The sequence below is a fragment of the Celeribacter sp. SCSIO 80788 genome (assembly GCF_051054295.1).
In the GTDB taxonomy this organism is placed as follows: domain Bacteria; phylum Pseudomonadota; class Alphaproteobacteria; order Rhodobacterales; family Rhodobacteraceae; genus Celeribacter.
In genome coordinates this window covers 1,596,433-1,608,302 of the sequence record NZ_CP150482.1, presented here as the reverse complement: position 1 = coordinate 1,608,302, position 11,870 = coordinate 1,596,433, and the positions used below count along the sequence as shown (strand labels likewise).

The window sequence follows — 11,870 nt, the reverse complement described above, 5'->3', positions numbered from 1 at the left end:
ATATGTCAGACCGGTGCAACCGCTTGCCGCAGCCAGGCCCGCGCATGTTCCGACACGCGATCCTTGAGCTTGTCCCAGACCGTTTCGTGATAATCGTTGAGCCAGTCCCGCTCCCAGGGGGCCAGTTCGTCGGCGAGGATCAGGCGGCGGTCGATCGGCACCCATGTCAGTGTCTCGAAGCCCAGCATGTGCCGCTGCGGATCGGCGCTTTCGAGGGCCGGGGCGGGTTCCACCACGATCAGGTTCTCGATGCGGATGCCATAGGCGCCCTCGCGGTAATAGCCCGGCTCGTTCGACAGGATCATGCCCTCTTGAAGCGGCAGCATGGAGACCCGCGAAATCCGTTGCGGTCCTTCATGCACCGAGAGATAGGCCCCTACGCCATGCCCGGTGCCGTGATCGTAGTCGCGCCCCATCCGCCACAGAGGTGCACGGGCCAGCGCGTCGAGATGCGCGCCCGCGATGCCGCGCGGAAACCGTGCCGTGGAGATCGCGATCATGCCCTGCAACACGGCGGTGAAGGCCGTGCGCTCCTCCGCGCCCGGATCGCCCAAGGCGACGGTGCGGGTGATGTCGGTGGTGCCGTCCTGATATTGCGCGCCGCTGTCGATCAACAAAAGCTCGCCGTCTTTCAGGGCGCGGTTGGTGTCTTCGGTCACCCGGTAATGCACGATCGCGCCATTGGGACCCGAGCCACAGATCGTCTCGAAGGAAATTTCCTTGAGCCGGTTCGTCGCCGCCCGGCAGGCTTCGAGATGTTTCACAACCTCGATCTCGGTCAGGTCTTCGGGGGGCTGCTCTGAGAGCCATGCGAGGAATTCGACCATCGCCGCGCCATCGCGCAGATGCGCCTCGCGCGTGCCCGCGATTTCCTCGGGCGTTTTGCAGGCCTTCGGCAGGATGCAAGGGTCTTCACCCGCCACGATCTGGGCCTGTTTCATCAGGGTTTTCACCGCCTGCGGCGCCGATCCGGGATCGACCAGAACCTTACCCGTCAGCTCATCCAGAGCCCCGGAAAACTCTGCGCGGGGCCGCAGAGAAATCCGCGGATCCGGCCCGAGATGGGCATATTTCGATGCGCTGTCAAAGAGTTGCAGCCGCCCCGTGGTGGTCAGAATGGCAAAGGCCTGTACCACCGGATTGTGCGCAATATCGGAGCCGCGAATGTTCAAAAGCCAGGAGATGCTGTCGGGCAGGGTGAGAACCACCGCCTCCGCACCCATCGCGGCCACCGCCGCGCCGATCTCGGCGAATTTCTGTTCGGAGGTTTTGCCCGCAAGCTCAAACGGCTGGACGCTCACCGGTTCGGCGGGGCGCTCGGGGCGGTCTTTCCAGATGCGGTTGACGAGATTGGGGCTGGCGATCAGCTCCTTGCCCGAGCCCTCCAGCGCGCGCCGAAGCGTTTCAATCTCGCGGATCGTGTGCAGCCACGGATCGAAGCCGATCTTCTCCGCATCGCTTTGCAAAAGCCAGTCGGCGAGCGTTGTCGCGGGCCAGTCGACATAGTCGAACACATTCGGATCGCATTGCGCCCGGACCTGAACCGTATAGCGCCCGTCGATGAACACCGCCGCTTGGCCCGTGAGCACAACGGCAAACCCCGCAGAGCCGGTAAAGCCCGTCAGCCAGGCCAGCCGTTCGTCGCAGGGGGCGACATATTCGCCCTGATGAGCATCGGCGCGCGGCACGATGAAGGCGTCGAGGCCGACCTCGTGCATCTCATGGCGCAGGGCGGTGATGCGGGGGGCGGCCTGTTCCGGGCGGGAGGTCACGTCAAAGCTTTGGAACATTTTGCAATGGTCCTTTCGTTTGTTCACATTCGGGGCAGCCTCGCTCAGGAGGCTCGGCGGATGCCCATCACGCGGGCACGGGCGCGCGGATCGCTGTCGAAGAGCGAGGCAAGCTGTTCGGTCATCGCGCCCGCCAATTGCTCGGCATCGGTGATGGTCACGGCACGGTTGTAATACCGCGTGACGTCATGGCCGATGCCGATGGCCAGAAGCTCCACCTGACGGCGTTTTTCGACCATGGCGATCACATCGCGCAGGTGTTTTTCCAGATAATTCGCGGGGTTCACCGACAATGTGCTGTCATCGACGGGCGCGCCATCGGAGATCACCATCAGGATCTTGCGCGCCTCGGGTCGGGCTGCGATCCGCCGGTGCGCCCATTCCAGCGCTTCACCGTCGATGTTTTCCTTCAAGAGGCCTTCTTTCATCATCAGGCCCAGATTGGCCCGCGTCCGGCGCATCGGTGCGTCGGCGGATTTGTAGATGATGTGTCGCAGATCGTTCAGGCGCCCCGGCTGCTGCGGACGCCCGGCGGCGAGCCATTCCTCGCGCGACAGCCCGCCTTTCCACGCCCGTGTGGTAAAGCCCAAAACCTCGACCTTGACGTTGCAGCGCTCCAGCGTGCGCGCCAGAACATCGGCACAGATTGCTGCGATGGAGATCGGGCGACCGCGCATCGAGCCGGAGTTGTCCAGCAGAAGCGTCACCACGGTGTCGCGGAACTCGGTGTCTTTCTCGATCTTGAAGCTGAGCGGCGTGGTCGGGTTCGCCACCACCCGCGCCAGACGTCCGGCGTCGAGAATGCCCTCTTCGAGATCAAATTCCCAGCTCCGGTTCTGTTGCGCCTGAAGGCGGCGTTGCAGTTTGTTCGCGAGCCGCGACACAGCACCCTTGAGCGGTTCGAGTTGCTGGTCGAGATAGGCGCGCAGGCGTTCGAGCTCGGCGGGTTCCGCGAGTTCCTCGGCCATGATCTCTTCGTCATGGGCGGAGGTAAACACCTGATAATTCGGATCGGCATCGGAGACGGGCGCGGGTTGCGGCGGCTCGACATCGGCCTCGTCCTGCGGCAGCTCGACCTCTTCGGAAAACTCCTCGTCGGCCATGTCGTCGGAGGAGGCGGAGGCCTCCTGCATGTCCTGCTGTTCGTCCTGCGTGTCTTCGGCGCTGGCCTCGTTCTCGTCGTCCTGTTCCTGCTCTTCGCCCTGGCTGTCCGGCTCTTCCTCCTGCTCGTCGGTCTCGGCGGACTGGTCCTCTTCGGGATCGGTCTCGTCCGGGTCGTCGCCAAGCTGATCGCCGTAGCCCAGCTCTTCGATCACGCGGCGGGCGAGGCGGGCAAAGCCTTTCTGGTCCTCCAGAAGGCTGTCGAGATCTTCGAACGTGTCCTGAGTCTGGCCGTCGATGAAATCGCGCCACAGATCGAGGATGTTGTCGGCGGCGGCGGGCATCTGCCGCCCGGTGGCCTTTTCGCGCAGGTAATAGCCCATGGCCTGCGCCAGCGGCGCATCTTCGCGCCGGGTGATGCCATCATAGCCACGGCGCAGCGCATCATTGCCGATCTTGGCGTCGATATTGCCCGCCGTGCCGGGCATATACCGCGCACCCGCGGCCTCGCAGCGCGCGCTTTCCAGCGCGTTATAGATGTCAAACGCCATCTGGCCCGGCGGGGCGTAGCGTTGGAAGGTCTGCTCGTTGTGAAACTTGTGGCGCAGCGCCAGCGCATCGGCGGTGCCGCGCGCGATCAGAACCTCTTCTTTCGACATCCGCCGCGACACTTGCGGCAGGCGCATCGTGTCGCCGGAGAGGCCCGAAGGGTCCATCGTGTAGGTGACCGTCAATTCGCTGTCGTCGGCCAGCACTTTGGTCGCTTCTGCGAGCGCTTTCTTGAAGGGATCTGCCGGGTTGTCGCTGGGCTTTTTCATGGCTTCGTTAAATCACGCGGCGCGGGGCCGGGCAAGCGAAAGAGATGCGCAACAGGGTCGGCGCGAGGTCGCACAGGTTTTGTGTGTTTGTGCGCAGAGATTGGCATTGATGCGCGGCCCTGTGCGGATTTACGAATGGCGCAAAGGCGCGCTCCTCCCCCGATTGTTCTTTCAACCGGCGTGCCGTGAAAAGGAATTCAACATGTCCAATCCCAAGATTGCCATCGTCATCGGCTCCACCCGCGACGCTCGTTTCGCGGACAAACCGGCCCAGTGGCTGTTCTCCAAGGCGCAAGAGCTGTCCTCTGAGCTCGATTTCGAACTCGTCGATCTGAAAGATTACGATCTGCCGATGTTCAACGAAATGGCCTCCAACCTCTGGATGCCGTCTTCGGATGAAAAAGCTGTCGCATGGCAGGAAAAAATGGCCGAATTCGACGGCTATATCTTCGTGACCCCGGAATACAACTCTTCGATTCCGGCCTCGCTGAAAAACGCGTTCGACCAAGCCGGCAAGGAGTGGGTCCGCAAACCCGCCGCTGTCATGGGCTATGGGGCCGTCGGTGCCGCCCGTGCCGTCGAGCATCTGCGTGCCGTGGTGATCAACCTGCAAATGGTGCCGGTGCGCTCCGCTGTCTACATCTCCGGCTCCGATTTCTTCAAAGTGTCGCCGCTCGGCGCCAATGCCGAGATGAGCGAGATCGAAGCGGGCATTCTGCCTTCCGTCGAAGCCATGTTGGGCGATCTGGCTTGGTGGACCAAAGCCACCAAAGCCGCCCGCGACGCATAAGTTTCGGACCGAAGTCCCACGCATATATCAGGCAAAAAGGTCCGCGAAAGCGGGCCTTTTTTATGTCGGGTCTCAGCCGCCCAGCAACATCTCCCGGCATTGACGGATATTGCTCTCAGCCAGCGCTTCCGCCCGATGTGCCTCCTCCATGTCGAAGGAAAACCGCGACAGGGCCAGAAGCTCGGTTTGGGACACATGGCCAGCGATGCGCAATTCTTCATAGGACGGCGCGGCCTCGGGCGCGATGACGGCGGCAAGCAGGTCTTGCATCTCACGTTTGAGCGCCATCAACTCCCGATCCTCGCGATGCGCTGCCTCGGCAGAGAGCCGCCCGGCGCAATAGGCGAAATCGCGTGCCAAAGGATTGTCGGCGGGAAGGGGCGCGCCTTGCGCCGGAGCACTCCAGAGCGCAGGTAAAACCAGCGCCAATAGGGTCTTTTTGATCGAAAACCTGTGGATAAGCTCGGGCATGTCGGTCTCGCTGCTGAGGGTGTCACGTGTCCTGTCATCGTTCTGTTACATGGAGGCTAGGAGCGTTTTGCGAGTCTGGCAAGGGTTTTGTATATACGAGTGCTATACCTTTAGGCGACTATCCGAGGATCATCTCAAGGCATTGGCCAAGCGCGATCTCGGCCTGATGGCGCGCCGCCTCGGCATGTCGCGCATCCGGTTCGAACGCGGCCCGGCGCAACAGATCGGCATGGGCGAATTTGGCCGAAAGTCGAAGGGTCATCAGCGCGCCCCCCTGATCGGGCGGGCTGACCGTTTCCAACAGCGAAATCATCGCGCCGCGTTGGCGTTCCGTCAGATCGGAGGCGGGATCGGAGAGCAGCCATTGGTGCTCCATCGTGGCGGAGAGGCGCCCGACGCAATAGGCGAACTCACGAGCGAGAGGATCTATCTCCCGGGCCGGGATGGCCGGGGCGGGCAGGGCCGCAAGCAGGGTTGTGACTGTCGCGGCGAGTATGATCGCAAGTCCACGCATAAGAGAGAGCGTGGCACAAATTGGTTGCCAGCCGTTTAACCACGGCGTGCGTTGCGTTCCCCTTTGGTCACAAAGAAAAAGCGGACCCGAAGGCCCGCTTTGATGCATGGAATTTAGGGGCGATTACCCGGCCAGAGAGACCGCCGACTCGGGCAGTTCTTCGTCGAAACAGCGCTGATAGAACTCGGCCACGGTTTGACGTTCCAACTCATCGCATTTGTTGAGGAAGGTCAGGCGGAAAGCATAACCGATGTTGCGGAAAATCTCCGCGTTCTGCGCCCAGGTGATCACGGTCCGCGGGCTCATCACGGTCGAAAGATCGCCGTTCATGAACGCGGTGCGGGTGAGATCGGCCACGGCAACCATCTGGTTGATCTGCTTGCGGCCCTTCTCATTGTTGTAATGCGGTGCCTTCGAGAGAACGATGGCGGCTTCGGCGTCATGGCTCAGGTAGTTGAGCGTGGCGACGAGCGACCAGCGGTCCATCTGCGCTTGGTTGATCTGTTGCGTGCCGTGGTAAAGCCCGGTGGTGTCGCCGAGGCCCACGGTGTTGGCCGTGGCGAAGAGGCGGAAATACGGGTTCGGCGTGATCACTTCATTCTGATCCAGAAGCGTCAGCTTGCCGTCGGTTTCCAGCACGCGCTGGATCACGAACATCACGTCGGCGCGGCCCGCATCGTATTCGTCGAAGACGATGGCGCAGGGATTGCGCAGCGCCCAGGGCAGGATGCCTTCCTGAAACACGGTGATCTGCTTACCGTCCACGAGCTTGATCGCGTCTTTCCCGATCAGGTCGATCCGGGAAATGTGGCTGTCGAGGTTGACGCGCACGGAGGGCCAGTTCAGACGCGAGGCCACCTGTTCGATATGGGTGGATTTGCCGGTGCCGTGATAGCCTTGGATCATCACGCGGCGATTGTGGGAAAAGCCCGCGAGGATCGCCAGCGTGGTGTCCGGATCGAATTTATAGGTCGGGTCGAGCGCGGGCACACGATCAGTCGGTTCGGCGAAACCTTTCACGGTCATGTCGGTGTCGATGCCGAAAACATCGCGAACGGAAATTGTTTCGGTCGGTTTTGCGGTCGCGTCCATGATCTTGCCCGTTTTCCTGAATTTTGAACTCACCTGACTTCTTGCCCTGTCGGGGCGGCAGGTGCAAGGGCCGAGGCGTCGCAGAAATGCCCAAAGGGGGATGCGGAGACGGAGATGTGTGCTGCCGCGGCAAAATTCCCCGCTCAGGGGGCTTTGCCCGGGCTCAGGCGCCGCTTACATTGCAGCGAGGTTTTGAAAAAGGGGATTGGCATGAGCGGCCTTCTGGCTCTTCTGGACGATGTTGCGGGCATCGCGAAAATCGCGGCGGCGCAGGTCGATGACGTGGCCGGGCAGGCGGCGAAGGCCTCGGCCAAGGCGGCCGGCGCGGTGATCGACGACGCGGCGGTGACGCCGAAATACGTCCATGGCTTTGCTCCCGCACGCGAATTGCCCATCGTGGGCAAGATCGCGCTGGGCTCGATCCGCAACAAGCTGGTGATCCTTTTGCCCTTGGCGCTTTTACTGTCGAGCTTTGCGCCCTGGCTGATCACGCCTCTGCTGATGCTCGGTGGCTCGTACCTCTGTTTCGAAGGCGCGGAAAAGGTCTATCACCTGTTCAAACCGCACACGCCCCATGCCGACGGGCAGGTGATGAATGGCGATCCGGCCCATCTCGAGGAACAAAAGGTCGCGGGGGCTGTGAAGACCGATTTCATCCTGTCGGCTGAGATCATGACCATCATCCTTGCGGCCCTCGATCCCAATCAGTCGATCTGGTTCGAGGCAGGTGCGCTTGCGCTTGCCGGGATCATCATCACCGCCGTGGTTTACGGCGGCGTGGCGGTGATCGTGAAGGCAGACGATTTCGGTCTCTGGCTCAGCCGTGTCGGGCGGCTCTCCGCCACCCGAGCCGTGGGGCGGGGGATCGTCAAGTTCATGCCGCTGTTCATGAAGCTCCTGATGATTGTCGGCACGGCGGCGATGATCTGGGTCGGCGGCTCCATCGTGATCCACGGGCTGCATGAGTTGGGGATGCATCATCCCTACGAGGAGATCCACCATATGGCGGAAGCCACCTCACATGCTGTGCAGGTGGCCACTGGATTTGTCACATGGTTCGTCACGGCGTTTTTCGATGGCATTTTCGGTTTGATCTACGGTCTGATCCTGATCCCCATCGTGGCGAAAATCATCAATCCCCTGATCCGGACTGTGCGTGGGACGAAAACCGCAGAACATTGAGTATTTGAACCATCAGAAAACCCCGAAGCCCTTCTGCGGCTTTCTGATGGTCTAAATACTCAAAAAGCCCCGCCTTGGCGGGGCCTTTCATGTGCGGAGGATTATTTGAACCAGCGGCTGTCCTTGAGTTGGTCCCAGGCCCAGACCACTTGCTGCAACTGTTCTTCCTGCGAACGATCCCCCCCGTTCACATCGGGGTGCAGGATCTTGATCAGCGACTTGTACTGTTTCTTGATCTCGGCCTTGGTCCAGTGGTCCTTGGCCTCAAGAATGTCGATCGCCTGACGCTCGACAGGCGGCAGTTTGCGGGTCGGTGCGCTGGGGTCGGATTTGCCCGGGTTGCGTGTCGCATTCTCGCCCAGAACCTCATGGGCATCGTCGATACCGAGGCGCTCCCAGGCGCGTTGCTCCACCGACTTGCGCCCGAAGGGCTGGGTCGGGCGATCGCCCGTCTGCGACGATTTGTAGGCCGCATCCATCTCGGCCTCGGTCGCATTGGTGAAGAAGTTCCACTGCAAATTATATTCGCGGACGTGTTCCTTGCAGAACCATTTGTACTCGTCCAGATGATCCGGCGAGCGCGGCGCGCGATACTGGCCGGGCTCGGTGCAGCCCTCCCACTCACAGGTCCTCTTCGATGTCTCGAACGCGCCAGACATGCCGCGCCGCCCTCCGCGCTTGTTCTTTTTCGCGGAAGACACCGACATATCAAAACCGAAAGGATCTTTTTTATCCATCTGCCTCAACCTTTTCGACTCGGACGCGAGACTTTAGATGAGAAAGGCCAAATGCGAAAGGGGCAGAGGATGAAGATTGCCGATCAAATGCGTGACCGACTTGAAAAGGCCTTTCAACCCAGTGTGTTGGAGGTCGTTGACGACAGCGCGCGCCACGCCGGACACGCCGGTGTCGAGGGGGCGGCGGGCGAGACGCATTTCAACGTGAAACTCCGCGCGGCGGCGTTTGAAGGCCAGTCGCGCGTGATGCGGCACCGCATGGTTCACAAGGCTCTGGGCGATCTCGTGCCGCGCATTCATGCGCTGGCGCTCGATCTGGATGCCTGAAAGCTTGCCGGTTCAGGATTCGCGGTCTTCCGCGATTTCGTCGGCCACCTCGGGCGACACTTTTCGCGCCTGAGCGCCTGCGCCTTTCTCCACCTTGGCGGGGAAGGGCACGGCGGGCGGCGGGGTATCCCGGTCGGCAACCGGCGAGCGGCGTGCGGGTTTGGTTTCTTGAGGCGTGTCGCTGGCCTCATCCGTGTCCGGATAGGCGCTGAACACCCGGCTCGGTTGCGTGCCGTCCAGTTCGCGGCGGAACACCAGAACCGTGTGATAGCTCACGGTTTTCGAGGTGATCCCGGCGCGCTCTTCCATCGGCACCAGATCGGCGCGCAGATAGTCCCAGCCCTCAGCGCCTTTTTCGTTCAGAAGGCTCTGCATCGCCTGCGCGATCCGCGCTTCCGGGGTCTTCGCGCCCTTGGCTTTCTCGCCTTTGCGCGGCGCGGGTACGGTCAGGTATTCGAAACGGGGCATCACGGGGGTCTCCTTGCCTTTGGCGCAAGGTTTAGCGACCCCTGCGCCCGGGTCAAGCCGGGCCGGGCCACAGATGGATCACGCGCGCGTCAGATCGGCAGAGCCGCGCCGAAAGTGTCCGGCCAAAACCTGAGACACGCGGAGATTGGCGTGAGGCTTTATTCGGCGACGAATGTCCCGTATTCCGGGGCGTCGCCCGCGAAGACGCCGAAATCGCTTTCCCGGCGAAAAATCAGCACGGCTTGTTTTCCGTCTACGCCCGTGAGCGCGAATGCATCGGAGCGCAGATAGGTCCAGCCCTCGGCGGCCATGGCGTTGAGCCGGGTGGTCACGGCTTCCGCCAGCCGGGCCTCGGGGGTTTGAGCGGCAGAGGTGGCCGCGCTCTCATGGGGCGCAGGGATGGCTTTGTATTCGAAATGCGACATTGCGGTCTCCTTCCTCGGAGCACCATAAAGCCGGGGGCCTTAACGGAGGATTGACGGTTTACGCCGCTTTGTTCGCCAGCGAGATCGACCGGCCTGCCTGCGCGGGGCGGGGCAGGGTGGCATGGGTCTGTTTCAGCGCGGTGAGTTTCGCGGCAATCTCAGGTGGGAAGGGTACGACGCGGGGGCCGGACATATCGATATGAAGCAAAAGCTCCTCGGCGGTGGCGGCGATCCAGCCGTCTGCGTGATGGATTTCGTGAAACAGAACCATGCGTTTCGCATCGAAATCCAAGAGCTGGGTGTGGACCCGCACCGTGTCGCCGAGTTTCAGCTCGCGCTTGTAACAGATGTGCACCTCGGCGGTGTAGCTCGTGTGATGTTGCGTCTTGGCATAGGTCTCGCCCAGCCCGATCAGTGGGTACATCTGATCGCCGCCCTGATCCATGATCACGGCATAATAGGCCATGTTGATATGGCCGTTGTAATCGACCCATTCGGGGCGAACGTCGATCGGCGTGGAGATATGGGGGGCGGGCAGGGACAAGGGGGGCAGCTCCTATGAAAAAGCCGCCCCGAAGGACGGCTTTCTGTGGAATGGCTCAGAGGCCGAGCTTGGCTTTGATCAGCTCGTCCACCGCTTTCGGGTTGGCCTTGCCGCCGGTGGCTTTCATCACCTGACCGACGAACCAGCCCGCGAGTTTCGGGTTGGCCTTGGCTTTCTCGACCTGCGCCGGGTTGGCGGCGATGATTTCATCGACGGCGGCTTCGATGGCGCCGGTGTCCGTCACCTGTTTCATGCCGCGCGCTTCGACGATCTCGGCGGGGTTGCCGCCCTCGGTATAGACGATCTCAAAGAGGTCCTTGGCGATCTTGCCCGAAATCGTGTCCGCCTTGATCAGCTTGACGATCTCGCCCAGTTGTTCCGGGCTCACGGGGCTTTCGGAAATATCCGTGTCGTCCTTTTTCAGGCGGCCGAACAGCTCGTTGATCACCCAGTTCGCCGACAGCTTGCCATCTTCGCCCACGGCCACGACTTTCTCGAAGAAATCCGCGTTCACCGTGTCTGCGGTCAAGACGCCTGCGTCATATTCGGACAGGCCGAAGCCGGTCACGAAGCGGGCTTTTTTCTCGTCCGGAAGCTCCGGCAGAGAGGCGGCGATGTCATCGACCCAGGCCTGTTCGATTTCGAGCGGCAGAAGGTCGGGGCAGGGGAAATAGCGGTAGTCATGCGCCTCTTCTTTCGAGCGCATCGAGCGGGTTTCGCCCTTCACCGCATCGTAGAGACGGGTTTCCTGATCGACCGAGCCGCCATCTTCGAGAATGGCGATCTGGCGACGGGCTTCGTACTCGATCGCTTGCTGGATGAAGCGGGTCGAGTTCATGTTCTTGATCTCGCAGCGCGTGCCGAGGTGCGAGAAATCCTGCGTTGCCTGATATTTCTCATACTGACCCGGACGACACACAGACACGTTCACGTCCGCGCGCAGGTTGCCGTTTTGCATGTTGCCATCGCAGGTGCCCAGATAGCGCAGGATCTGGCGCAGTTTCAGCACGTAAGCGGCGGCCTCTTCCGGTCCGCGAATGTCGGGGCGCGACACGATCTCCATCAGCGCCACACCGGTGCGGTTCAGGTCCACAAAAGACATCGCCGGGTCCATATCGTGGATCGACTTGCCCGCGTCCTGCTCCAAGTGAATACGTTCGATCCGCACGAGGCGCGCAACACCCGGCTCCAGATCGACCAGGACCTCGCCTTCGCCCACGATCGGGTGATAGAGCTGGGAAATCTGATAGCCCTGCGGCAGGTCTGGGTAGAAATAGTTCTTGCGGTCGAAGGCCGAGAACAGGTTGATCTCCGCCTTGAGGCCAAGGCCGGTGCGCACCGCCTGCTCGACGCAATATTCGTTGATCACCGGCAACATGCCCGGCATGGCCGCATCCACGAAGGACACGTGCGAGTTCGGCTCGGCGCCAAAGCCGGTGGAGGCGCCGGAAAACAGTTTCGCCTCGGAGCTGACCTGCGCGTGAATCTCCATCCCGATCACGAGTTCCCAGTCTTCTTTCGCACCGGAGATGACCTTCGGTTTCGGTGCGGAATATTCGAGATGATCCAGCATGCGCATGTCCTTTAAAGCGAGGGCTTTCAGGCGTTCTA

General features: G+C 61.6%; 13 protein-coding genes. 3 read left to right on the top strand and 10 right to left on the bottom strand.

The features are described from left to right. Nucleotides 1-5: 5 nt before the first annotated feature. Nucleotides 6-1,790, bottom strand: coding sequence for an aminopeptidase P family protein (locus tag V1471_RS08070; RefSeq protein ID WP_434287878.1), 1,785 nt, complete (start codon nucleotides 1,788-1,790; stop codon nucleotides 6-8). A 44-nt stretch (nucleotides 1,791-1,834) separates the two neighbouring features. Then, a complete protein-coding gene (gene cobT, locus V1471_RS08065) occupies nucleotides 1,835-3,709 on the bottom strand; it encodes a cobaltochelatase subunit CobT (protein WP_434287877.1) in 1,875 nt (624 codons plus the stop codon). A 202-nt stretch (nucleotides 3,710-3,911) separates the two neighbouring features. Here cobT and V1471_RS08060 point away from each other — a divergent pair, with 202 nt between their 5' ends. Beyond that, nucleotides 3,912-4,499, top strand: a complete 588-nt coding sequence (locus V1471_RS08060; RefSeq protein ID WP_434287876.1) for an NADPH-dependent FMN reductase — start codon at nucleotides 3,912-3,914, stop codon at nucleotides 4,497-4,499. Between the two features lie 72 nt (nucleotides 4,500-4,571). On the opposite strand, the gene V1471_RS08055 is transcribed toward V1471_RS08060, so the two are convergent. From V1471_RS08055 to cobS, 3 genes are all read right to left on the bottom strand, one after another. After that, on the bottom strand, nucleotides 4,572-4,970 hold the full coding sequence (locus tag V1471_RS08055; protein WP_434287874.1) for a hypothetical protein: 399 nt from the start codon (nucleotides 4,968-4,970) through the stop codon (nucleotides 4,572-4,574). A gap of 118 nt (nucleotides 4,971-5,088) precedes the next feature. Next, nucleotides 5,089-5,484, bottom strand: coding sequence for a hypothetical protein (locus V1471_RS08050; protein ID WP_434287872.1), 396 nt, complete (start codon nucleotides 5,482-5,484; stop codon nucleotides 5,089-5,091). A 123-nt stretch (nucleotides 5,485-5,607) separates the two neighbouring features. Then, entirely contained in the window at nucleotides 5,608-6,576 is a 969-nt protein-coding gene (gene cobS / locus V1471_RS08045) for a cobaltochelatase subunit CobS (protein ID WP_066705490.1), read from the bottom strand. Between the two features lie 210 nt (nucleotides 6,577-6,786). Here cobS and V1471_RS08040 point away from each other — a divergent pair, with 210 nt between their 5' ends. Next, nucleotides 6,787-7,758 carry a DUF808 domain-containing protein gene (locus V1471_RS08040; protein ID WP_434287870.1) on the top strand — a complete coding sequence of 324 codons (972 nt, stop codon included), beginning with the start codon at nucleotides 6,787-6,789 and terminating at the stop codon, nucleotides 7,756-7,758. A gap of 101 nt (nucleotides 7,759-7,859) precedes the next feature. Here V1471_RS08040 and V1471_RS08035 read toward each other — a convergent pair whose 3' ends face one another. Next, nucleotides 7,860-8,495, bottom strand: coding sequence for a DnaJ domain-containing protein (locus V1471_RS08035; RefSeq protein WP_434287869.1), 636 nt, complete (start codon nucleotides 8,493-8,495; stop codon nucleotides 7,860-7,862). Between the two features lie 69 nt (nucleotides 8,496-8,564). Here V1471_RS08035 and V1471_RS08030 point away from each other — a divergent pair, with 69 nt between their 5' ends. Further along, a complete protein-coding gene (locus tag V1471_RS08030; protein WP_434287868.1) occupies nucleotides 8,565-8,822 on the top strand; it encodes a BolA family protein in 258 nt (85 codons plus the stop codon). Nucleotides 8,823-8,834: 12 nt separating this feature from the next. Here V1471_RS08030 and V1471_RS08025 read toward each other — a convergent pair whose 3' ends face one another. The 4 genes from V1471_RS08025 to gatB all read right to left on the bottom strand — a co-directional run bounded on the left by V1471_RS08025 (nucleotide 8,835) and on the right by gatB (nucleotide 11,832). Further along, nucleotides 8,835-9,290 (bottom strand): DUF4177 domain-containing protein, encoded by a 456-nt coding sequence (locus V1471_RS08025; RefSeq protein ID WP_434287866.1) that lies wholly within the window; start codon nucleotides 9,288-9,290, stop codon nucleotides 8,835-8,837. 158 nt (nucleotides 9,291-9,448) lie between these two features. Further along, nucleotides 9,449-9,715: a hypothetical protein gene (locus V1471_RS08020; RefSeq protein WP_434287864.1), complete on the bottom strand. Its 267-nt coding sequence runs from the start codon at nucleotides 9,713-9,715 to the stop codon at nucleotides 9,449-9,451. Between the two features lie 58 nt (nucleotides 9,716-9,773). After that, on the bottom strand, nucleotides 9,774-10,259 hold the full coding sequence (locus V1471_RS08015; RefSeq protein ID WP_434287862.1) for a thioesterase family protein: 486 nt from the start codon (nucleotides 10,257-10,259) through the stop codon (nucleotides 9,774-9,776). A 55-nt stretch (nucleotides 10,260-10,314) separates the two neighbouring features. After that, nucleotides 10,315-11,832, bottom strand: a complete 1,518-nt coding sequence (gatB, locus tag V1471_RS08010) for an Asp-tRNA(Asn)/Glu-tRNA(Gln) amidotransferase subunit GatB (protein ID WP_434287860.1) — start codon at nucleotides 11,830-11,832, stop codon at nucleotides 10,315-10,317. Nucleotides 11,833-11,870 lie beyond the last annotated feature (38 nt).